The organism is Paracoccus sp. SCSIO 75233 (genome assembly GCF_027912675.1).
Lineage (GTDB): Bacteria > Pseudomonadota > Alphaproteobacteria > Rhodobacterales > Rhodobacteraceae > Paracoccus.
Genome location: NZ_CP115757.1, coordinates 1,652,090 through 1,672,747, shown reverse-complemented (window position 1 = coordinate 1,672,747; position 20,658 = coordinate 1,652,090). Strand labels below are relative to the sequence as shown.

Annotated in this window: 21 protein-coding genes; 5 read left to right on the top strand and 16 right to left on the bottom strand. The window is 62.6% G+C overall.

The genetic code is table 11. The features are described 5' to 3' along the window. Positions 1 to 9 precede the first annotated feature (9 nt). A complete protein-coding gene (locus tag PAF12_RS08090) occupies positions 10 to 213 on the top strand; it encodes a SlyX family protein (RefSeq protein WP_271106436.1) in 204 nt (67 codons plus the stop codon). A 431-nt stretch (positions 214 to 644) separates the two neighbouring features. Here the strand turns inward: PAF12_RS08090 and PAF12_RS08085 are convergent, their stop codons facing one another. After that, the gene (locus PAF12_RS08085; protein ID WP_271106435.1) at positions 645 to 1,001 is read right to left on the bottom strand and encodes an SUF system Fe-S cluster assembly protein; all 357 of its coding nucleotides are present in this window, start codon (positions 999 to 1,001) and stop codon (positions 645 to 647) included. A 15-nt stretch (positions 1,002 to 1,016) separates the two neighbouring features. Here PAF12_RS08085 and arsC point away from each other — a divergent pair, with 15 nt between their 5' ends. Continuing rightward, the gene (gene arsC / locus PAF12_RS08080) at positions 1,017 to 1,430 is read left to right on the top strand and encodes an arsenate reductase (glutaredoxin) (protein ID WP_271106434.1); all 414 of its coding nucleotides are present in this window, start codon (positions 1,017 to 1,019) and stop codon (positions 1,428 to 1,430) included. A 16-nt stretch (positions 1,431 to 1,446) separates the two neighbouring features. Here the strand turns inward: arsC and kdsA are convergent, their stop codons facing one another. Genes kdsA through PAF12_RS08065 form a run of 3 tightly spaced genes read right to left on the bottom strand, consistent with a single transcriptional unit; the run spans position 1,447 to position 4,521 of the window. Continuing rightward, complete coding sequence (gene kdsA / locus PAF12_RS08075) at positions 1,447 to 2,283, bottom strand: 3-deoxy-8-phosphooctulonate synthase (RefSeq protein WP_271106433.1); 837 nt, start codon at positions 2,281 to 2,283, stop codon at positions 1,447 to 1,449. Further along, a complete protein-coding gene (locus tag PAF12_RS08070; RefSeq protein WP_271106432.1) occupies positions 2,280 to 3,884 on the bottom strand; it encodes a capsule biosynthesis protein in 1,605 nt (534 codons plus the stop codon). Before PAF12_RS08070 ends, kdsA begins: the two co-directional genes overlap by 4 nt. Then, entirely contained in the window at positions 3,868 to 4,521 is a 654-nt protein-coding gene (locus tag PAF12_RS08065) for an ABC transporter ATP-binding protein (protein WP_271106431.1), read from the bottom strand. The genes PAF12_RS08070 and PAF12_RS08065 overlap by 17 nt, the downstream gene beginning before the upstream one ends. Positions 4,522 to 4,722: 201 nt before the next feature. Here PAF12_RS08065 and PAF12_RS08060 point away from each other — a divergent pair, with 201 nt between their 5' ends. Both PAF12_RS08060 and PAF12_RS08055 read left to right on the top strand, forming a co-directional pair. Continuing rightward, entirely contained in the window at positions 4,723 to 5,322 is a 600-nt protein-coding gene (locus tag PAF12_RS08060; protein ID WP_271106430.1) for a uracil-DNA glycosylase family protein, read from the top strand. Further along, positions 5,309 to 6,073 (top strand): SseB family protein, encoded by a 765-nt coding sequence (locus PAF12_RS08055; RefSeq protein ID WP_271106429.1) that lies wholly within the window; start codon positions 5,309 to 5,311, stop codon positions 6,071 to 6,073. Before PAF12_RS08060 ends, PAF12_RS08055 begins: the two co-directional genes overlap by 14 nt. Here the strand turns inward: PAF12_RS08055 and PAF12_RS08050 are convergent. The 11 genes from PAF12_RS08050 to folK all read right to left on the bottom strand — a co-directional run bounded on the left by PAF12_RS08050 (position 6,070) and on the right by folK (position 18,730). Next, entirely contained in the window at positions 6,070 to 6,972 is a 903-nt protein-coding gene (locus tag PAF12_RS08050; protein ID WP_271106428.1) for a glyoxylate/hydroxypyruvate reductase A, read from the bottom strand. The genes PAF12_RS08055 and PAF12_RS08050 overlap by 4 nt on opposite strands. Before the next feature lie 142 nt (positions 6,973 to 7,114). After that, positions 7,115 to 8,254, bottom strand: a complete 1,140-nt coding sequence (gene rodA, locus PAF12_RS08045; protein ID WP_271106427.1) for a rod shape-determining protein RodA — start codon at positions 8,252 to 8,254, stop codon at positions 7,115 to 7,117. Then, the gene (gene mrdA / locus PAF12_RS08040; protein WP_271106426.1) at positions 8,254 to 10,200 is read right to left on the bottom strand and encodes a penicillin-binding protein 2; all 1,947 of its coding nucleotides are present in this window, start codon (positions 10,198 to 10,200) and stop codon (positions 8,254 to 8,256) included. Before mrdA ends, rodA begins: the two co-directional genes overlap by 1 nt. Further along, the gene (locus PAF12_RS08035; protein WP_271106425.1) at positions 10,200 to 10,730 is read right to left on the bottom strand and encodes a rod shape-determining protein MreD; all 531 of its coding nucleotides are present in this window, start codon (positions 10,728 to 10,730) and stop codon (positions 10,200 to 10,202) included. The genes mrdA and PAF12_RS08035 overlap by 1 nt, the downstream gene beginning before the upstream one ends. Continuing rightward, complete coding sequence (gene mreC / locus PAF12_RS08030; RefSeq protein WP_271106424.1) at positions 10,727 to 11,647, bottom strand: rod shape-determining protein MreC; 921 nt, start codon at positions 11,645 to 11,647, stop codon at positions 10,727 to 10,729. The genes PAF12_RS08035 and mreC overlap by 4 nt, the downstream gene beginning before the upstream one ends. Before the next feature lie 15 nt (positions 11,648 to 11,662). Next, positions 11,663 to 12,697 carry a rod shape-determining protein gene (locus tag PAF12_RS08025; protein ID WP_271106423.1) on the bottom strand — a complete coding sequence of 345 codons (1,035 nt, stop codon included), beginning with the start codon at positions 12,695 to 12,697 and terminating at the stop codon, positions 11,663 to 11,665. Positions 12,698 to 13,037: 340 nt separating this feature from the next. Further along, complete coding sequence (locus tag PAF12_RS08020) at positions 13,038 to 14,600, bottom strand: 2-isopropylmalate synthase (protein WP_271106422.1); 1,563 nt, start codon at positions 14,598 to 14,600, stop codon at positions 13,038 to 13,040. 222 nt (positions 14,601 to 14,822) lie between these two features. Next, the gene (locus PAF12_RS08015; protein ID WP_271106421.1) at positions 14,823 to 15,515 is read right to left on the bottom strand and encodes a DUF2062 domain-containing protein; all 693 of its coding nucleotides are present in this window, start codon (positions 15,513 to 15,515) and stop codon (positions 14,823 to 14,825) included. A gap of 43 nt (positions 15,516 to 15,558) precedes the next feature. Beyond that, complete coding sequence (locus tag PAF12_RS08010; protein WP_271106420.1) at positions 15,559 to 17,685, bottom strand: bifunctional (p)ppGpp synthetase/guanosine-3',5'-bis(diphosphate) 3'-pyrophosphohydrolase; 2,127 nt, start codon at positions 17,683 to 17,685, stop codon at positions 15,559 to 15,561. A gap of 19 nt (positions 17,686 to 17,704) precedes the next feature. Beyond that, positions 17,705 to 18,061 carry a DNA-directed RNA polymerase subunit omega gene (gene rpoZ / locus PAF12_RS08005; RefSeq protein ID WP_271106419.1) on the bottom strand — a complete coding sequence of 119 codons (357 nt, stop codon included), beginning with the start codon at positions 18,059 to 18,061 and terminating at the stop codon, positions 17,705 to 17,707. Positions 18,062 to 18,070: 9 nt separating this feature from the next. After that, on the bottom strand, positions 18,071 to 18,730 hold the full coding sequence (gene folK, locus PAF12_RS08000; RefSeq protein ID WP_271106418.1) for a 2-amino-4-hydroxy-6-hydroxymethyldihydropteridine diphosphokinase: 660 nt from the start codon (positions 18,728 to 18,730) through the stop codon (positions 18,071 to 18,073). 49 nt (positions 18,731 to 18,779) lie between these two features. Between folK and PAF12_RS07995 the strand changes: the two genes are divergently transcribed. Continuing rightward, positions 18,780 to 19,346 (top strand): NYN domain-containing protein, encoded by a 567-nt coding sequence (locus tag PAF12_RS07995; RefSeq protein ID WP_271106417.1) that lies wholly within the window; start codon positions 18,780 to 18,782, stop codon positions 19,344 to 19,346. A gap of 45 nt (positions 19,347 to 19,391) precedes the next feature. Here PAF12_RS07995 and PAF12_RS07990 read toward each other — a convergent pair whose 3' ends face one another. Further along, the gene (locus PAF12_RS07990; RefSeq protein WP_271106416.1) at positions 19,392 to 20,576 is read right to left on the bottom strand and encodes a PQQ-dependent sugar dehydrogenase; all 1,185 of its coding nucleotides are present in this window, start codon (positions 20,574 to 20,576) and stop codon (positions 19,392 to 19,394) included. Between the last annotated feature and the right edge of the window lie 82 nt (positions 20,577 to 20,658).

Below are 20,658 nucleotides of genomic sequence, written 5' to 3'. Positions count from 1 at the left end.
ATAGACGAGATGGACAAGTTGCAGCGGGTGGAAGAGACGATTGCGCATCTGGCGCGCGTGGTGGAGGAGCTTTCGGACGTGGTCGCCCGCCAGGATCAGGAGATCGTGCGGCTGAAATCGCGGGTCGGCATGTTGATGGAGCGCGAGGCGGAGCGGGAGGCCGATGCGGGCGCGGGGGTTCCGTTGGCGGATCAGCGGCCGCCGCATTGGTGATGGGTGTGTTTGGGTTGGTGGTGCGTTGAAATGCAGCCCACGGGTTGTGGAAATGCGGTCCGGGGTTTGGTGCGTTGAAACGCACCCTACGGGGTGTGGAAATGGGGCGCGGGTTGTGGAAACAGATGCGATGCGGCGTAGGGTGCGTTTCAACGCACCGTGAAAAACACCGGAACATCCCGATCCACGTAGGGTGCGCTTTAGCGCACCAAACCGACACCCCGAAAACACCGATACGGGATCCGCACCATCCCACCCACCAATAATGACCAAACCACGCATCGTGCGTTTCAACGCACCACGCAAAAAAAACCGCGCGATGCGCGCAATTGACGAACCGAACCCCGCAAACCCCGTAGGGTGCGTTTCAACGCACCATCACCCGAAACAACCGCCCAGCCCGGCCATGACAGCGCGCCCGCAAACCGCCCTCAGATGAACCCCAGCTCCAGCCGGGCCTCTTCGGACATCATGTCCATGCCCCATTGCGGCTGGAAGGTCATTTCCACCTCCACCTCGCGCACGCCGGGCACGGCTTCGACGGCATCGGCGACCCAGCCGGGCATCTCGCCGGCCACGGGACAGCCGGGCGCGGTCAGGGTCATGGTGACATTCACCTTGCCGTCATCCGAAATAACCAGCGTATAGATCAGCCCGAGATCGTAGATATTCACCGGGATTTCGGGGTCATAGACTGTCCGGCAGGCCTCTACCACCTGATCGTAAAGCGGATGATCCGTGCTGGAGGGCCGGATCAGAGGTTCGCCTTCCTGAAGCTCTTCGTGCATATCTGTTACCCCGTGATGACAATCCCTGATATAGGCGAAACGCGGCAATGCTTCCAGACCCGGAACAGGATGAGCGACGAGATGACCGTGAAGATTTACCACAACCCCAAATGCGTGACCTCCCGCAAGGTTCTGGCGGCGATCCGCGACAAGGGCGTTGAGCCGGAGGTGATCGAATACCTCAAGACCCCGCCGTCGCGAGCGGATCTGATTGCGCTGGCAGAGGCGTCAGGGCTGGGTGTGCGTGGATTGCTGAGGCGGCGTAACACGCCCTATGACGAGTTGGGGCTCGGTAATACTGACCTCAGCGACGATGCGCTGCTGGATGCGATGGCGGCGCATCCGGTGCTGCTGGAGCGACCGATTGTCGTCACCGAAAAGGGTGTGCGTCTGGTGCGGCCGGTTGAAAAGCTGGAGGAGATCCTCTGAGCCCCGCCGGGGCGTTTCACGCGTCCATCACCGGATCGGCTTTCGCCAGCTTGTCAAACCGCATCAGGCTGGCGATCAGCCCCGCCATCTGGTCGAGATGGATCATATTCGGCCCGTCCGAGGGGGCGTTGTCGGGGTCCTGATGGGTTTCGATAAACACCCCCGCCACCCCGAGCGCGACCGCCGCACGCGCCATCACCGGCGCAAATTCGCGCTGCCCGCCGGAACTGCCGCCCTGACCGCCGGGTTGCTGGACCGAATGTGTGGCGTCCATGATCACCGGATAGCCGGTGCGCGCCATGATCGGGATCGAGCGCATATCCGCAACCAGCGTGTTATAGCCGAAGCTCGCCCCGCGTTCGGTCAGCAGGATTTTCTGATTACCGGTCGAGGCGACCTTGTCCGCCACATTCGGCATATCCCACGGCGCGAGGAACTGGCCCTTCTTGATATTCACCACGGCCCCGGTTTCCCCGGCTGCCAGCAACAGATCGGTCTGGCGGCACAGAAAGGCCGGGATCTGGATCACGTCCACCACGCTGCCTGCCGCGCGTGCCTGTTCGATGTCGTGAACATCCGTCAGCACCGGACAGCCGAGCCGTTCGCGCACGGTTTCCAGCATGCGCAGCCCCTCATCCATGCCAATGCCGCGCCGCCCCTTGAGCGAGGTGCGGTTGGCCTTGTCGTAGCTGGCCTTGAACACATAATGCGCACCGGCAGCGGCACAGGCTTTCGCGACAGTTTCGGCGATCATCAGGGCGTGATCCAGCGTCTCAAGCTGACAGGGGCCGGCGATCACCGTCAAAGGCTGATCGTTGCTGCAGTTGAAATCGCCGATACGGACCTGTGTCATGTGGATACCTGTTCACGCAAGATGGATGCCGTCAGCGACATCATGAGATAGATACCCATGAATATCAGGAAGGCGACGATGGTGTTCAAGACCGCTTTCGGATAGCTCGCTTCCTGGGGCGCCACCGGCGACACTGAAAGCGAAAGATAGCGGACCTGCTTGTTGGCTTCGCCGCGCGCCCTTTCAAGCTGTTCGGCGGCTGTGAAAAGCAGTTGCTGGCGAATCTCGAGATCCGCCTGCGCAATCGCCAATTGCCCGCCGATCTGCGCCAGCGAGCTGTGATCCTCGCCGCTTTCGGTCAGATCGGCACGGGTTTCGGCGATCAGTTCCTGAAGTCGCTTGATGTCACCCCGGACCCCCGAGACCCGGCTTGCATTGGGGTTGGCGTTCGAAAGCAATTGTGAAAGTTCAAGCTGCTTATCGATGAGCTGGGATTGTAGCTGGCCGACCTGGCTCATCACCAGGCTGGATTCGGATTCGGCGTCGAGCATCCCGACCTGTTCCTGAAGCTTCTGGACTTCGATCTGAGCATCCCGGAGCTTCTTTTCCGCAGCTTCGTAACCGGCCTGCGCACCCGACATCTGGTCGTTGCGCACCCGTGCGGTCATTTCGTCCACCATGCCCTCGGCATAACCCAGAAGCGCGCGCGAGAATCTTTCGCTGAGTTCCGGATCGGGGGCGACCACATCCATGTTCAAGACGCCCTCCGTCGGGTCGTATCCGACCTTCACCATGTCGGCATATGTCTTGAAAGCGTCGTCTTCCGTTGCGTCGGGCGGCAGGCGCAGAAGCGGATCGATGGAGGGATCCTGAAAGGCTTCCTTGAAGCCGATTTCCTCATCCAGCCGCAGCATGGCGTTCTTGGAGGTGAGATAGCTCTGCACGGACACGGAATCGGGGTTAAGCTGGATGCCGCTGAGGATCGACGTTCCCATCTCTGTCGAGGCGGCGTCCGCTTGCTGGATCAGGAACTGGGATTTGGTTTCATAAAGCGGGGTTGCGACGGTGAAATAATACCATCCCGCGATGAAAGTCGGTAAGCCGACCAGCAGCAATAACCGGACCGCGAGCCAGAATTGACGGCTGCGCCGCCGCCGCGCGATGTCGCGCTGGATGCGGATGATTTCGGCGGCGCGTTTTTCCTCGTTGAGTTTTTCGTGAGGCGAAATCTGATCGGCGGGGATCTGCCCCTTGGCGATGCGGCCCAGCGGGGTTGCGCTGCCCGGCAATTGCGGGCCTTTTCTGAGCGCGAGTTCCTTGATGCCGCTGCCTTGCTGCGCCTGCGCGTCGGCATTGCCCATTGCCGAGCCGAGCGAGGACCGGTGGAACGGGTCGACGCCGCGTTCGCGCAGCCGGATCACGGCTTCCTCGTCGCTTTCGACGGGAACGCCATGCATCGCCGCGATGCGTCGCGCCAGCCGTAGCTGGCGAGAGGTCAGCCCCTCGGCCTTGACCGCCTCGATCCTGGCTTGCAGGTCGCCGTCATCCGCGGGCTCTGGCAGTTCCTCATCGGCCGACTGTTCTGCCGCCGTATCCTGTTCGTCGGGAGCCGATTCGCCGCGCTTCCGGCGGTAGATGCGCACCTTAGGCGGAGTAGTCATAATATTGTTTTGCCTCTTGAAGCGTGTCGAACATATAAAGCTTGCCATCGCGCAGGACGGCCGCGCGCTGGCAGAATTCTTCCAGAATCTGGGCGCTGTGGGAAACGACGACGACGGTGGAGTTCTTCAGCCGCTCTTTCAGGACCTGTCCCGCCTTGCGGTTGAATTCGGCGTCGGTGGCGTTCGGCATGCCTTCGTCGATCAGGTAGATGTCGAATTCCAGCGACAGCAGCAGCGAAAACACGAAACGCTGACGCATCCCGGAGGAGTAGGTCGCGACCGGCATGTCGAAATATTCGTCGATATCGGTCAGCCAGCGGGTGAAGGCGGCGACATAATCCGGGTCAAGGCCATAAATTCTTGCTATAAAACGAGAATTTTCATTGGCGGAATGCATCGAAACCACCCCGCCCATGAACCCCAGCGGAAATGAGACCCGGCATTCGCTTCTGATGCTGCCCTCGTCAGGCTTTTCCAGCCCGCACATCATATTGATGACCGTGGTCTTGCCGGTGCCGTTCGGGGCCAGAATGCCCAGCGATTGCCCAAGATCGACACGGAACGACGCCCGATCGAGGATGACCTTGCGCTGCGTCCCGGTCCAGAATGATTTTGAGACGTTATCGAATTCCAGCATTCATCAATTCCGAGCGACGATTTTCGCCATCAAGCCCTATAAATACTCCAGAATCGACGCAAAACGCACTGATGGTTGTCAGGGTAAGCGCCGGGCCTCACAAAATCTACTCGCTCTCTGCGGTCATGGTTTACGCTGAACTCGCCACATCTTCAATAACCGATGGAAAGGGCACAGATATTAGCGCATGACAGGTAGCGCATGACTGACACAGCCGAACTGATCGCGGAAATCCGCGCCTGCACGATCTGCGCGGAACGCTTCGCGGGGACGCAGACGCATCACCGCCCGCGCCCGGTGGTCTGGTTTGCGCCGGGTGCGAAGCTGCTGATCGCAGGGCAGGCGCCCGGTGCGCGGGTGCATGAAAGCGGCAAGCCGTTCGATGATCCCTCCGGGAAACGGCTGCGGGAATGGATGGGTGTCGATGAGGCGACGTTCTATGACAAAAGCCGGATCGCAATTGTGCCGATGGCATTCTGTTTTCCCGGATATGACAAGAACGGGGCCGATCTGCCGCCGCCTGCGATCTGTGCTGCGACATGGCGGGCGCGGGTCATGGATTTTCTGCAACCCAAACTGACGCTGCTGATCGGCGGCTATGCGCATCGCTGGCATCTCGGGTCTCGGCAGAGCGTTACGGCGGCGGTGGCGGGTTGGCGCGATCATGCCCCGTCCGTCTTCCCCTTGCCTCATCCGTCCTGGCGCAATACCGGGTGGCTGAAGCGCAATCCGTGGTTTGAGGCTGAGTTGCTGCCGGAGTTGCGCGCAAGGATTCAGGAGGTGCTGAATGACCCCGCTTGATGCGCTTTGCGAAGCGCCGTTTCACGAACTGCCCGATGCGGCGCGGGCCCGTGTGCTGAACCGGCTGGCGGATACGGAGATCGTCGTCGCTCTCGCCGACGAGCCGGAGGGGGACCGGGTCGAGTTGAAACTGTTCGATCTGGCAGAGGGGCGGATGGCTGTCGCCGCTGATCGGGAGGATCGTCTGTCGGCGTTTTTCGATGCGCCGGTCGCCTATGCAGCCCTGCCGGGGCGGGTGCTGGCGGCGATGCTTGCGCCGGAAAATGTCACGCTGATGGTTAACCCTTCCGCACCCTCGGAGATGTTACTGTCGCCGGAGACGCTGGGTTGGCTTTCAGAGGCGCTGTCTGATGCGCCGGACGAGGATCAGGTTGGCCCGGCCAGCTTGTCGGCACCGTCTGCGCAGATGATCGCGGCGCTGGCAGGCCCTCTGGCCACACGGCTGGAGGATATGTCGGGGCTGGTCGAATCGGCGGCGCTGGTGACGGCGGAATGGCCGGATGGCGGTCGGGGGCATCTGATCGTGGTGCATGGCGTTGCGGAGGCACGCCGGGCCGTGTTGGCGAAGGCATTGGCGGAGCTGATCGCTTTCCTGCCGCCCCTGCCGGATGCCTGCGATGTCGCCTTTGATCTGCCCTTGCCGGAAAACGCGCTGATTATCCGGCTGGAAAAGACCGAAGCCCGGCAGCCAGGCACAGGCCCGGTCGCGCCCGGCAGCGACCCGGAGAAGCCGCCGATCCTGCGCTTCTAGTAACCCTTGCCCCGATCCACGAGATACAGGGCGCTTTCCCCACGCATGACCCGGCGCAGATTCTCCGCCACAACCAGCGATGCGGTCTCTGGTCTGGTGTCGGAGGCGATATGCGGCGTGACCGTGACCTGCGGATGCGCCCAGTAGGGGTGATCGGGCGGCAGCGGCTCGGTCCGGAACACGTCCAGCACGGCGTGGCTGATATGGCCGCGATCCAGTGACGCCAGCAATGCGTCGTCGTCGATCAGCGTGCCACGACCGGGGTTGATGATGGTGCAGCCCTGAGGCAGCAGGGCAAGCGTTTCTCCATTAAGAATGTCCCGCGTCTCCGCCGTATCCGGCAGCAGCAGAACAAGAATTTCGGCGCGCGCCAGCGCCTGTTCCAGTTGGTCGCCCGCAAATGCCGTGGCACCGTCGACGCCCCGGCCCGACAGCGACCATGTCGCGACATCGAAGCCCAGACCGACGAGCGCGCCTGCGACCGCACCGCCAAGCGCGCCTGCGCCCAGCACCGTCACGCGCCGGTTTTTCGCCAGCGGCGGCACCTCTCTGCCACGCCATTTGCCGTCTTGCGCATAGTGATCCATGCCCAGATGCGCCCTGAGCACCCAGCCGGTGCAATATTCGGTCATGCCCTGCTCAAGCCCCGGATCGACCATGCGGGCAAGGGGCTGGGTCAGGCTTGGATCCGGCGCGATGCGTTCGACCCCGGCCCACAGGCTCTGAACCAGACGGGCGGACGGGTAGGCGGCAAAATCGCAGCCCGGCCCGCTGGGTGCGTACAGGATTGCGTCGACGCTGTCCGGCGCTGCCGCTTGCAGCAATTCCATCTCCGGGCAGGCAGTCCGCAGCGCCGCCGACCATTCCTCCCAGTCACTCGCCGCAAAGAGTACCCGCATGCTGCCTCCCTGAAAAATGGATCGGGGTTTCCGATGCGGATCATCAAGCATCGAAGCGGCGGGATTGGCAAGCGGGTTGGGAAAACTGGTCCTGTCGCGGCGTCTGGATCGGGCTTATGCGCAAGCGCCGATGCTGATCCGTCTATCTCGGCCGGTGAACATGCGCCGATTGCACCATCCCGAAGGCCATCAGCAGAATCATCATCGCCGTCCCGCCATAGCTGACCAGTGGCAGGGGTACGCCGACGACCGGCAGCAGTCCCATCACCATGCCCATATTGATCGAGAAGAACAGGAAGAACGTACCCGCGATACCGATGGTCATCAGGCTGGAAAAACGGTCGCGATTGGACAGCGCCGAGTAGAGGCAGAAACCGACGATCAGCGTGTAGAGAAGCAGCAGCGATCCGGCACCGATGAAGCCGAATTCCTCGGCCAGCGTGGTGAAAATGAAATCGGTTTCCTTCTCGGGCAGGAAGTTCAGCCGCGACTGGCTGCCCTGCATGAAGCCGCGTCCCGACCAGCCGCCGGAACCAAGGGCGATCTGCGCCTGGGTGATGTTGTACCCGGCCCCGAGCGGATCGGATGAGGGGTCAAGAAATGTGTCGATGCGGCGATATTGGTAATCGCGCAGCAATTGCCATGAGGTGCCGCGGCTTTCCAGCACCGCCCAGACGAGGCCCGCTCCGGCGGCGAAGACGGCACCGAAATACCACAGGCTGACGCCGGCTGCGAACATCACGATGGCCCCGCCCATCAGCAGCAAAAGCGAGGTGCCGAGATCGGGCTGTTGCAGTACCAGCCCGGTCGGGATCAGGATCAGCACGACCGGGATCAGCACCCAGAGCGGGCGTGAGGTCTTGGAGATGTCGAGCCATGCGTAATAAGCCGCCAGTACCAGCACGAGGGCGATTTTCATCAGCTCTGACGGTTGCAGGCGGATCGGGCCGAGATTGATCCAGCGTTGCGCGCCCATGCCGACATGGCCGAACAGATCGACCGCGATCAGCAGCGCGATGCAGCCCAGATAGGCAAAGATCGAGATCCCGCGCCAGAACCATGTCGGCACGAAGGCAAGCCCGATCATGGCGACCATGCCGACGGCAAAACGCTCCATCTGGGGGCGGGCCCATGTGTTGATATTGCCGCCCGCGACCGAGTACAGCATCAGAAACCCGACCGAGGCGACCGCCGCCAGCAGCACCACGAGCGGCCAGTTGAGATAAAAAATCTTGCGGAAGCCGCGCGGGGTCTCGGCGACCTTGTAATCGAGATAGCTCATCAGGCGCGCGTCCGGCTGGTGGTGTTTTCCGCAACCGGCGCAAACAGGCGCATGTTGCGGTGCATTTCCTCGATGCCGCCGCGCTGCCCGTCGGGATAGGCGTCAAGGGGCGGAACGCCGCCCGCGAGTGCATAGAGCAGGATGTCGCGCGCAATCGGGGCCGCGACCGAGCCGCCGCCGCCGCCATGTTCCACGACGACGGAGACCGCGTATTTCGGGTTTTTGTAAGGTGCGAAGCAGACGAACAGCGCGTGGTCACGGCGGTTCCACGGCAGCTGGTCGTTGCGGATGACGCCGCGCGCGCGCTCGGCGGCGGTGATATTGCGGACCTGGCTGGTTCCGGTCTTGCCAGCCATGCGCCATTCCTCGGTCACGATGCGGGCCTTGCGCGCCGTTCCTGCCGCGCTGTTCATCACGGCATCCATCCCCTGCTGCGCGATCCGCAGATTTGCGGGGTGCAGGCCAAGGTCGGAAAACTCCGGCGCGGGTTCTGCCACGCCGTCGATCGCACGGACCAGACGCGGCTTGACCTCCAGCCCGGTCGCGACGCGGGCCGTCATGACCGCGAGTTGCAGGGGCGAGGCCAGCACGAAGCCCTGACCTATAGAAGCGTTGAGCGAATCCCCGATCACCCAGGGTTTTTCAAAACGCTCCATCTTCCATGCCTTGTCCGGGGCGATCCCGGTCGCGACCGCTGACATCGGCAGGTCATGTTCGACACCGACGCCCAGCCTGCGGGCCATCTCCGCGATCCGGTCGATGCCGACTGCGCGGGCGGTTTCGTAATAATACACGTCGCAGGATTTCTGCAGGCTTTCGATCGGGTTGACATACCCGTGGCCGCCCCGGCTCCAGCAGTGGAATTTGCGTCCCCCCACTTCCAGCGCGCCATTGCAGAAAAAGCTGGAGCCGCCATTGATCGCACCGGCTTCCAGCCCCGCCAGCAAGGTAATCATCTTGAAGGTGGAGCCGGGCGGATAGACGCCCTGCACCGTCTTGTCGGCCAGCGGTCTATGGTCATGGTCCATCAGCGCCCGGTAATCCGCCGAGGAAATTCCACGAACGAAAAGATTGGGATCAAACACCGGGGAAGAGGCGATGGCCATGATGTCGCCATTGGTCACGTCGATCACCACGGCGGCAGCGGATTCCTCGCCCAGCCGTTGTGTCGCGTAATTCTGAAGCCCGGCATCCAGTGTCATGCGAACCGTCGCGCCTTGCTGGCCTTCCTGCCGGCTGAGTTCGCGCATCTCGCGCCCGGCTGCGTTCACCTCCACCTTGCGGGTGCCGGCCTTGCCGCGCAGGATCGGCTCCAGCTTGTTTTCTACCCCGACCTTGCCGAACTGGAATTCCGGCAGCATCAGCACCGGGTCGGGGTCTTCCATCTTCGACAGGTCGTAATCGGAAACCCGACCGACATATCCCAGCACATGCGCGAAATCCCCGGCGCGCGGATAGACGCGTGACAAGACCGATTCCGGCTGCACGCCGGGCAGGGCGGGGGCGTTGACGGCGATGGAGCTGAACTCCTCCCAGCTCAGATGATCGCCGATGCTGACCGGGGTGATGGCGCTGCGCTTCTTGATCGTCTCTAGAAGCTCCTTGGCTTCCTCGTCGGACATATGCACCAGATGGCGCAGCTTGCCGACAACCTGATCGACGTCGCCTGCCAGTTCGCGGGTAATGGTGGCGCGGTAATTCTGTTCGTTCCCAGCGATGACGATGCCGTTGCGGTCATGGATCAGCCCGCGCACCGGGCGCAGCAGGCGGATCTTGATCGAGTTGCCATCCGCCAGCAGGCGATATTCATCCGCCTGTTCGATCTGCATCGAGCGCAGCCGCCAGGCCAGCGTCCCGATCACGGCAGCCTGGGCGATGCCCAGAATGATGCCGCGGCGCGTGATCATCCGCGCGCTGTCGATAACGTTCTTTGGCGATTTGCGCATCAATGCCCTACCATCTCAAGCTCCGCAGCCGTCAACCGCCTGACACCGATCAGCCGCACGGCCAGCACCACCAGCGGATAAGCCGCAATCGTTGCCAGCAGTTTCAGCAGGACCGGCCCCAGCGGCGGAACCGGCAAAAGGAACAGGATCATAATCATCCTCTCGCCGATGATCATCAAGCCCATGAGGACGGAAATTCGCAGCCACTCGAACAAGAAGGCTTGATCGGCCCAGCGTTGCGAGCGCAATCGCAGCATCTCGGAGCCGACGAGGACCAGGAAACTCCACAACCCGAATGGCCGGCCCAGAATGAGATCGCCGGTCAGGGTCAGGGCGACGATGGCGATGGCGGGAAGTTGATCGGGCCTGCGCAGCACCCAGGCGAAGGTCAGGCAGAGCGTCAGTTCCGGCCCCGGCAGGCTCGGCTCTCCGGGGTTGAGCGGCATCAGCCGGAAGAACAGGATCACCAGTCCGATGGCAATATACCCGAGAGAGGCCATCAGCCCCTTCCGCGTCAGCAGCCCGTTCATGCGTCGTCGCCGTCAGCTGGCCGTGCTGCGGGTGCGGCGGGCATGGCCGGACCGATCAGCCCCGGCTCCGGCGGCAGGATCAGCGCGCCGCCATCCTCCAGCCGCTCGGACGGGTGAGAGCGCAGGACGCGCAGGAATTCCAGCCGCCCGTAATCGGCGGCCATGCGCAGCCGCAACCGCCCGTCGCTGCCCTGTACGACCTGACCGATGAGGATATCGGGCGGAAACACCCCGCCATCGCCCGAACTGACCACCCGGTCGCCGGGGCGGACATTTTCGGGCCGCTCGATGAAATCCAGTGTCGGCAGGGTCGAGTTGTCGCCGTTCAGCAGCGCATTTTCGCCGGAGGGCTGCACCTGCACCGGAATGCGCGAGGACGGATCGGTCAGCAGCACGACCCGGCTGGTCTGGTTGCCGACGCCCGAAATCCGGCCCACCAGCCCCAGCCCGTCCATCACGGCCCAGCCATCGACCACACCGTCGCGGCGACCGACATTGATCAGCACCGACTGCCGGAACGCGGTGCCGGAATCGGTCAGCACCACCCCGGTGAGCGAGGTCAGCGACGGGTCGATCTGGACGTTGTTCTGCGCCAGCAGCTTGGCGTTTTCCTGCTCAAGCTGGACGGCGGCTTCCTTCCAGCGCTCCATCTCCCGCAACTCGCGGCGCAGTTCCTGATTTTGCTGATAGATGCGCGAATAGCTTTGCAGGCCGGACACCATGCGGCTGACCTGCGTCACTGGCGTCATCGCCCATTCGAAACTGGGCACGAAGCGGTCGATGAAATCGGAACGCATTGCCTCGGCGCGGGGGCTGTCGATGCGCCAGAACAGGAACAGGGCAAGCAGGCACAGTCCAAGCAGACCGATCAGGATCCGGCGGACAGGGGTGGCGAAATCATAACCCTTGCGCGCCATCGCGCCTTACCTGCCTTAGCTGTCGTAATCGATGACGTGGCGAAGCTGCTTTTCGTATTCGAGCGCCTTGCCGGTGCCCAGTGCCACACAGCTCATCGGCTGATCCGCGATGGAGATCGACAGCCCGGTCTGCTCGCGCAGCGCCAGATCCAGCTCACCCAGCATCGCGCCACCGCCGGTCAGCATCACGCCACGGTCGACGATGTCAGCCGCCAGATCGGGCGGGGTCGCCTCAAGCGCCACCATCACCGCCTCGCAGATCTGCTGGACCGGCTCGGTCAGCGCCTCGGCGACCATGCCCTGTGTAATCTCCAGCTCACGCGGCACACCGTTCAGCAGGTCGCGCCCGCGCACCGGCAGCGTCGCGCCGCGCCCGTCATCGGGCATCCGTGCCGTGCCGATGGAGGTTTTCACCCGCTCCGCCGTCTGATCCCCGATCAGCAGGTTATGGTTGCGGCGCAGATAGTTGATGATCGCCTCGTCCATGCGGTCGCCGCCGACCCGGACCGAGCGGGCATAGACGATGTCGCCAAGGCTCAGCACCGCGACTTCCGTGGTGCCGCCGCCGATATCGACCACCATGCTGCCCGTGGGATCGGTGATCGGCATTCCCGCCCCGACCGCCGCCGCAATCGGTTCCGCGATCAGCCCGGCCTTGCGCGCGCCCGCCGACAGGACGGACTGGCGGATCGCACGTTTCTCCACCGGGGTGGCACCGTGCGGCACGCAGACGATCACTTTCGGTTTCGAGAAGGTGGTGCGATTGAACACTTTCTTAATGAAATGCTTGATCATCTGTTCGGCGCTGTCGAAATCCGCGATCACGCCTTCACGCATGGGCCGGATCGCCTCGATGCTGCCAGGGGTGCGGCCCAGCATCAGCTTGGCATCCTCGCCCACGGCCAGAACCTGCTTCTTGCCGTCCTTGACGTGATAGGCCACGACAGAAGGCTCATTCAGGATGATGCCTTTGCCCTTCAGGTAGACCAGCGTATTCGCGGTCCCCAGATCGATTGCAATATCCGTCGAAAACAGCCCGAAGAATGCCATCCTGCCTAAACCCTTCGATGCCGGACTTATGCCGGCTTGATCACGTTTTTCCCGCCCCGAGACTCGCCCCGCAGCGGATTGCGCTTCGTATAAGGGAGCATTTCAGGGCGCGAAACCCCAATATTTAAGGGTTTAGCTGGCTTTTGCGGCATTTGGGCGGGGGATTGCCACGAACGCTGCGGCAAAGCGGGCGATTATCGTGACGTATCGTCATGCCCTGACAACGCGCGAAATGGGGCTGCGCGCTCCGGTGACAGGCTGCATGCCGGTAAACTGTGGCGGCCAAAAAGAAAACGCCGCCCCGAAGGGCGGCGCTGTCCTGTGCATCGGCTGGTTTGCGTCAATGCGAATACATGGTCACCTGTTTCGCATCGCTGCCTTCGCCGACCTGATCGCGGCGGACCTTCAGCCGGTTCAGTGCGCCGACATAGGCTTTGACGCTGGCGAGGATGGTGTCGGTATCGGCGGCCTGCCCGGTGGCGATCCGGCCTTCCTCCTCCATCCTGACAGATACGGTTGCCTGCGCATCCGTGCCCTCGGTCACGGCATGAACCTGATAAAGCTGCAAGCGCGCGTGATGCGGATAGATTTCCTTGACCGCGTTGAACACGGCATCGACCGGCCCGTCGCCGCTGGTTGAGGCGGTTTTTTCCGCGCCGTCCACGATCAGCGTCAGATCGGCGCTTTGCCCGTCCGATCCGCAGACGACGCGCAGATGCTTGACCTGCATGTAATCGTCGCCGGTATTCGCGGCGCTGTCCTGCATCAGCGCGATCAGGTCTTCGTCATAGACCTCCTTCTTGCGGTCGGCGAGGCCCTTGAAGCGGACGAACACGTCCTTCAACTGGTTGTCGCCGACCTCATAGCCCAGATCCTTCAGCTTCGCGCGCAAGGCAGCGCGGCCGGAATGCTTGCCCATGACGATATTCGCCTCGTTCAGGCCGATATCGGCGGGCTTCATGATCTCGAACGTCTCGACGTTTTTCAGCACGCCGTCCTGATGAATGCCGCTTTCATGCAGGAAGGCGTTCTTGCCGACGATGGCCTTGTTGAACTGCACCGGAAAGCCCGAGACCTGCGAGACGCGGCGGCTGATGCCCATGATCTTCGTGGTGTCGATGCCGGTCGTAAACGGCATGATGTCGTGACGCACCCGCAGCGCCATCACCACCTCTTCCAATGCGGTATTGCCCGCGCGTTCGCCCAGTCCGTTGATCGTGCATTCGATCTGACGCGCCCCGGCCTCGACCGCAGCGAGGGAGTTCGCCGTCGCCATGCCCAGATCGTTATGGCAATGGGTGGAGAAGATCACCTCATCCGCGCCCGGCACCCGCTCCAGCAACATGCGGATCAGGGCCGCCGATTCCAGCGGCGCGGTATAGCCGACCGTATCGGGGATGTTGATCGTGGTCGCCCCGCATTTGATCGCGATCTCGACGACCCGGCACAGGTAATCATGCTCGGTCCGTGTGGCGTCCATTGGTGACCACTGCACATTGTCGCACAGATTGCGGGCATGGGTCACGGTCTGCTCAATCCGCTCCGCCATCTGGTCCATATCCAGATTGGGGATCGCGCGGTGCAGGGGCGAGGTGCCGATGAAAGTATGAATGCGCGGGCGTTTCGCGTGCCGGATCGCCTCCCAGCAACGGTCGATATCGGGGATCTGCGCGCGCGCGAGGCCGCAGATCACGCTGTTCTGCGATTGCCTGGCAATCTCGGAGACGGCCTTGAAATCGCCTTCGGAGGCAATCGGGAACCCGGCTTCGATAATATCCACCTTCATCTCGTCCAGCATGGAGGCGATCTCCAGCTTTTCGGAATGGGACATGGTGGCGCCGGGGGATTGTTCACCGTCACGCAGGGTGGTGTCGAAAATATAAACGCGGTTCTTGTCGGACATTTTGCTTCTCATGCTTGAATGGGTCAGGTGCCGGGCACGGGACCGGCTGAGCGGCGGCCCGGCTGGACCCGCTCAGCGCAGCGTAAGAAGCAGAAGACCGCAGAGCCTCACGGCAGAACGCGCGCAAATCTGCGCGTTCAACTCGGATATGATATGTCGTGTCCCGGTCATGTTCGCGACTATACAAAGGTCAGACGCGATGAAAACCCCAAAATTCAGGGCTCAGTCCGGTTTTCCTTCGGATGACCCGGCTTGGCCGTCATCCTGATCGGGCAGGGCCCGCTGCGCCCGTTTTCCCGCACCGGCATCGCGCATCTTCTCCACCCGCTTGGCGAGGCGACGCGCACGGCGGCGGTGATAGGCGCGGATGACCGGCACCGTCATGTAATGCGTGGCGATGCCCGCCAGAATGCCCATGATGATGCCGCCCACCAGATAGGGCAGGAAAATATCCTGGAAAAAGGAATGCAACCTGTCCCAATGCACCTGCTCCGGCCCGAACATGGCGCGGATATTCTGCCAGATCTGCCCGCCCGCATCCGCGAACTCGTTCAGGATCAGACGCGGCGACAACTTGCCATCGGTGCCCAGAATCCTGCGGCCAAGCCAGGTCGAGCTATAGGCGATGAACGGAAATGTCAGCGGGTTGCCGACGAAGGTCGCCAGCAGGGCCGCCAGAATATTCCCGCCGATCACCCAAGCCGCCGAGGCGGCTGCCAGAAAATGAAGCCCGAACAACGGCGTAAACGACGCGAAGACGCCCGCCGCCATGCCGCGCGCGATCCGGTGCGGCTGATCGGGCAGGCGGCGCAGGCGGTGCAGCACATATTGCCCGGCGCGGAACCAGCCGCCGCGCGGGTAAATCAGCTCGGTCGCCATTTGCGAGTAGCTTCGAGGCTTGCGGCGTTTGAACATCTTTACTGGCTATTTCCATCCACGAAGCTGCTTGAACGCCGGTCTAAGGCGCAAGTTCCGGCCTGAGAAGCCGGCTGACCTGCGCCACATCCGATTCTGCCTCAAGCGAGGTTAACAGCGCGTGAAGCTGATCGGTACCGTGCAACTCTACCTCAACTTGCAGTCGATAGAAATCCGGCTTTCGGTCCGCGAAGACGAGATCGGAGATATTCGCCCCTTGCGCCCCGATCAGCGTGCAGATCCGGCCCAGCACGCCCGCGTCATGGCGTATGGTGACCGACAGCGTGACCGCATAGGCGGACGGGTGGCGGCCATCGCGCCATTGCAGGTCGATCCAGCGCTTCATGTCCTCCTCGCTCTCCAGCGCGGCGAGGGCGGGGCAGTCGATGGCGTGGATGATGATCCCGCGTCCGCGATAGGTGATGCCGACGATCCGCTCCCCCGGCAAGGGCTGGCAGCAATTCGCGCGGCCCAGCGTCTGATCGGCTTCCAGCCCGGCGACGGGGCGCTTGGGGTCGACGGTCTCCTCGCCCACGGCCAGTTCCGGGTAAAGCGTCGTCAGTACATCCTGGGCAGAGGTCTCCGCGCAGCCGATCCGGGCCAGCAATTCATCGGCGCTTGGCAGGGCGAGTTTCGATGCCGCCGTCCGCAGGGCCTTGTCGGTGACCCGGCGCCCGTGATGCTCAAAGGAAATCCGCACCAGTTCCGAGCCGAGCCGGATCAGCCGCGCGCGATCCTCTTCCCGGAGCGAGCGGCGGATGGCGGATTTCGCGCGCCCGGTCTGCACGATCTCCAGCCACGCCGCCTGCGGGCGCTGCCCGGCGGCGGTGATGATCTCCACCACCTGACCGTTTTTCAGCCGCGTCCACAGCGGCACCCGGATGCCGTCGACCTTCGCGCCGACAGTGCTGTGCCCGATCCTTGTGTGAATCGCATAGGCGAAATCAATCGGCGTCGCGCCCTTCGGCAACTGGATCACGTCGCCCTTGGGGGTGAAGATGAAAACCTGATCGGAGTACATCTCAAGCTTCACATGCTCAAGAAACTCGTCGTGATCCTCGCCGCCCAGACGTTCGTTCAGCTGCGAAATCCACTCCGCCGGATCGACGGCGAAGGGGTTGGTCGACCGCACACCGTCGCGATAGGCCCAATGCGCGGCCACCCCGGCCTCCGCCACCTCGTGCATCTGGCGGGTGCGGATCTGCACCTCCACCCGCTTGCCGTCGCGGCCCGTGACCGTGGTGTGAATGGACCGGTAACCGTTGGCCTTGGGCTGGCTGATATAATCCTTGAACCGCCCCGGCACGGCCCGCCAGCGGTGATGGATCAGGCCAAGTGCGCGATAACATTCCGCCTCGGTCCCGACGATGATGCGGAAGCCGTAAATATCCGACAGCCGCGAGAAGGTGAGCTGCTTTTCCTGCATCTTGCGCCAGACGCTGAACGGGCGCTTGGCGCGGCCATAGACATTCGCCTCGATCTCCTCCCGGTCCAACTCGGCGCGGATATCGGCAGTGATCTTCGCGATAATGTCGCCGGATTCCTTTTGCAGCGTCAGGAAGCGGCGGATGATGGAGTTGCGGGCCTCGGGGTTGATGACCTTGAAGGCGAGGTCTTCCAACTCCTCCCGCATCCACTGCATCCCCATGCGCCCGGCGAGCGGCGCATAGATGTCCATCGTCTCGCGCGCTTTCGTCGCCTGTTTGTCGGGACGCATGGCGCGGATGGTGCGCATATTATGCAGCCGGTCAGCCAGCTTGACGAGGATCACGCGCAGGTCGCGGGTCATCGCCATGAACAGCTTGCGGAAATTCTCCGCCTGCTTGGAATGGCTGCCGGAAAGCTGGAGATTGGTCAGCTTGGTCACACCGTCGACCAGATCGGCAATCTCGCGACCGAATTTCTCCGCCACATCCGCCCAGGTGGAGCGCGTGTCCTCGATCGTGTCGTGCAACAGTGCCGTTACGATGGTCGCATCGTCCAGCCGCATCTCCGTCAGGATTGCGGCGACGGCGACGGGATGGGTGAAATAGGGCTCGCCCGAATGGCGAACCTGCCCCTCATGCATACGCTGGCCGTAATCGAAGGCCTTGCGGATCAGGGTTTCGTCAGTGCGCGGATTGTAGTTGCGGATCAGCGCCAGAAGGTCTTCGACGTCGAACTTTTCCAATCGAAGACCCTGCCTGCACTCACTTCCGTTCGTTTGCTTCCAGCATCATGCGGAGCATTTTTTCTTCCGACTCCTCGTCGGTCGGGGTCGGGCGGTCGGTTTCCGCACCCAGCAGAAGCGCCATCGCGTCCTCTTCCGGCTCGTCAACCTCGATCTGGGTCTGGCTGGCCTCGATCATGCGCTCGCGCAGATCGTCGACCTGCTGGGTTTCCTCGGCGATTTCGCGCAGGGCGACGACGGGGTTCTTGTCGTTGTCGCGCTCGACGCTCAGCGGGCTGCCGGTCGCAATCTCGCGGGCACGATGGGCGGACAGCATTACCAGGTCGAAGCGGTTCGGAACCTTGTCAACGCAGTCTTCGACGGTCACGCGAGCCATTGGAATCACCTATTGGTTCGAATCAGATGCAAATGCGGAAGGGGCTTTCTCGTCAGTTTCGCAAGCGGTGTCAAGCAAAACCCTTACCGAACGGCGGTCGCTTTCCGGCAGCGCCGATAACATTTCCGCGACGCGCAAACCGCTGACCGGATGCACCCAGTTCGCGGCGATTTCTGCCATCGGAACAAGCACGAAGCTGCGGTCCTGCAGTCTTGGGTGGGGCAGAACAAGTTGTTCGGGCGCGCGGCGCATCTGCTGGGCGGGGTCGAGGTCGCGCCAGGCCGCGTAACCCTGCCGGTCCGGCGCGACTTCCTGCTCATACCCCAGCAAATCCAGATCAATCGCCCGTGCGCCCCATCTTGTGCCGTCACGGACCCGGCCCAGATCCGCCTCGATCCGGTGCAAGGCGGTTAACAAATCATCCGGGCTCAATGTTGTCATAATTGCCGCACAGGCGTTCACAAAATCAGGACCGCTGCCCACGGGGAAAGCAGGGGTCTTGTAGAATCGAGAAACGGCAGCAATATTGACGTTCCGAAGATTGGAAACGGATCGGAGCGCGGCAGAAAGGCTCGATTGCGGGCGACCTGACAAAGAAGACAAGTTTGCCCCCAAGGCAATAAAAGCTAATTTGTATAGCATTCTGGCTTCGTTGTACGTTTCCAGCATTTTACCAGTATAATGTGACGCGGCTGGCTGGCCGTGTCGAGGAGTATCAGTGTTCTATAAAGATGACCGTCTCGCATTGTTTATTGACGGGGCCAACCTCTACGCAGCCGCAAAATCCCTTGGCTTCGATATTGATTACAAATTGCTTCGGCAGGAGTTCGAACGACGCGGCAAATTGTTGAGAGCTTATTATTACACAGCGCTGCTGGAGAACGAGGAATATTCCCCGATCCGCCCCCTTGTCGACTGGCTGCAATATAACGGCTTCGCGCTGGTGACCAAGGCAGCGAAGGAATATACCGACGCGCTCGGTCGCCGCAAGATCAAGGGCAATATGGATATTGAGCTGACCGTGAACGCGATGGAACTCGCGCCGCGGCTGGATCATGCGGTGCTGTTCTCAGGTGATGGCGATTTTCGCCCGCTGGTCGATGCGCTGCAACGGCAGGGTGTGCGCGTCTCCGTCGTGTCCACGACCCGCAGCCAGCAGCCGATGATCGCGGATGAGTTGCGTCGTCAGGCCGATAATTTCATCGAACTCGACGCGCTGCGCGATGTCATCGGACGCCCGCCACGCGAAACCAATCTGCGGGAAGAACCGGCGCTGGAAACCTGAGCCGGGCAGGGGGCGGCGACCCGCCCCGATCCGGAAGACGCAGGCTCAGCCGCGTGGCGACAGGCGATACAGCCCGCCGCGATTTTCATCCGTGACCACCCAGACCGTGCCGTCATCCGCGACCTGCACATCGCGGACGCGACCGACGCCAAGGTCGAAGCGTTCCTCGCCGGTGACGCGGCCATTCTCCAGCGACAGGCGCACCAGACCGGGCGGGCTCATCGCGCCGATCAGCAAATCGCCTCGCCAGGCGCCGAACAGATTGCCGTCATAGAAATCGGCGCCCGAGGGCGCGATGACCGGGTCCCAGTAATAAACCGGCTCCTCAAACCCGTCGCGGCGGCTGATGCCCTCATTGATCGGGCCGCCTGAATAATCGATCCCGTAGGACACCACCGGCCAGCCGTAGTTTTTCCCCGGCTCGGGCCGGTTCAGCTCATCTCCGCCGCGCGGTCCGTGTTCGACCGTCCAGATCTGACCGGAGGCGTCGAGCGTCGCCGCCTGCACATTGCGCAGCCCGCTGGCATAAATCTCCTGCCGCCCGCCTTCGCCGCTGGCATAGGGGTTGTTGGAGGGGATATTCCCCTCCGGCGTGATGCGGACCAGCTTGCCCAGATGGTTCTGCATATCCTGCGCTGTGTCGCGGATCGGCACGTCCGACCGCTCGCCCAGCGTGATGAACAATGTGCCATCGGGGGCGGGGACGATCCGGCTGCCGAAATGCCTTGTCCCGTTATAGGTCGGTGACTGGCGGAAGATCACCTGCACATCGCTGACCGATGTGCCATCGTCTGACAGTACCATCCGCGCCACCGTGGTGCCGTTGCCGCCGTCGCGCGGCTCGGCATAGGACAGGAAGATCACGCGATTTTGTTCGAAATCAGGCGACAGCGCCACGTCCAGCAGCCCGCCCTGACCGCGCGCATCGACCGCCGGGATGCCGCTGACGTCGCGGATGCTGCCGTCTGTGGCGTAATGTTTCAGCCGGCCGGGCCGTTCGGTGATCAGCGCGCCGCCGCCGGGCAGAAGCGCGACCGCCCAGGGGTGGGCCAGACCTTCGACGACCGGTTCGACCTCCAGATTGACGCCGCTGTTCATTGCTTCGGCGCGGGTTTGCTGCGGAAAAGCTGGCTGGAAACCGGCATTCGCGGCACCCTGAGGCCACGGATCGGCAAATGCAGCGCCAGAGATCAGGATGGCTGCTGTCGTGCCCGTCAAAAGAAATTTCATGAGAAAGCTCCACTCAAAAAGTTGCGCCTGACCGTACAACGTCCGGCGCCTTGTTCGGGTCCACTGGATTTTCCTTCAAGGG

Excerpts from the sequence above, each read along its gene's own strand:
- PAF12_RS08065 (WP_271106431.1), bottom strand. The coding sequence starts at position 4,521 with ATGCTGGAATTCGATAACGTCTCAAAATCATTCTGGACCGGGACGCAG.
- mreC (WP_271106424.1), bottom strand. The coding sequence starts at position 11,647 with ATGGCGCGCAAGGGTTATGATTTCGCCACCCCTGTCCGCCGGATCCTG.
- mrdA (WP_271106426.1), bottom strand. The coding sequence starts at position 10,200 with ATGCGCAAATCGCCAAAGAACGTTATCGACAGCGCGCGGATGATCACG.
- PAF12_RS08085 (WP_271106435.1), bottom strand. The coding sequence starts at position 1,001 with ATGCACGAAGAGCTTCAGGAAGGCGAACCTCTGATCCGGCCCTCCAGC.
- PAF12_RS08090 (WP_271106436.1), top strand. The coding sequence starts at position 10 with ATGGACAAGTTGCAGCGGGTGGAAGAGACGATTGCGCATCTGGCGCGC.
- PAF12_RS08025 (WP_271106423.1), bottom strand. The coding sequence starts at position 12,697 with ATGGCATTCTTCGGGCTGTTTTCGACGGATATTGCAATCGATCTGGGG.
- PAF12_RS08055 (WP_271106429.1), top strand. The coding sequence starts at position 5,309 with ATGACCCCGCTTGATGCGCTTTGCGAAGCGCCGTTTCACGAACTGCCC.
- arsC (WP_271106434.1), top strand. The coding sequence starts at position 1,017 with ATGACAATCCCTGATATAGGCGAAACGCGGCAATGCTTCCAGACCCGG.
- kdsA (WP_271106433.1), bottom strand. The coding sequence starts at position 2,283 with ATGACACAGGTCCGTATCGGCGATTTCAACTGCAGCAACGATCAGCCT.
- PAF12_RS08020 (WP_271106422.1), bottom strand. The coding sequence starts at position 14,600 with ATGTCCGACAAGAACCGCGTTTATATTTTCGACACCACCCTGCGTGAC.
- rodA (WP_271106427.1), bottom strand. The coding sequence starts at position 8,254 with ATGAGCTATCTCGATTACAAGGTCGCCGAGACCCCGCGCGGCTTCCGC.
- folK (WP_271106418.1), bottom strand. The coding sequence starts at position 18,730 with ATGCTGGAAACGTACAACGAAGCCAGAATGCTATACAAATTAGCTTTT.
- PAF12_RS08050 (WP_271106428.1), bottom strand. The coding sequence starts at position 6,972 with ATGCGGGTACTCTTTGCGGCGAGTGACTGGGAGGAATGGTCGGCGGCG.
- PAF12_RS07990 (WP_271106416.1), bottom strand. The coding sequence starts at position 20,576 with ATGAAATTTCTTTTGACGGGCACGACAGCAGCCATCCTGATCTCTGGC.
- PAF12_RS08070 (WP_271106432.1), bottom strand. The coding sequence starts at position 3,884 with ATGACTACTCCGCCTAAGGTGCGCATCTACCGCCGGAAGCGCGGCGAA.
- rpoZ (WP_271106419.1), bottom strand. The coding sequence starts at position 18,061 with ATGGCTCGCGTGACCGTCGAAGACTGCGTTGACAAGGTTCCGAACCGC.
- PAF12_RS08060 (WP_271106430.1), top strand. The coding sequence starts at position 4,723 with ATGACTGACACAGCCGAACTGATCGCGGAAATCCGCGCCTGCACGATC.
- PAF12_RS08035 (WP_271106425.1), bottom strand. The coding sequence starts at position 10,730 with ATGAACGGGCTGCTGACGCGGAAGGGGCTGATGGCCTCTCTCGGGTAT.
- PAF12_RS08015 (WP_271106421.1), bottom strand. The coding sequence starts at position 15,515 with ATGTTCAAACGCCGCAAGCCTCGAAGCTACTCGCAAATGGCGACCGAG.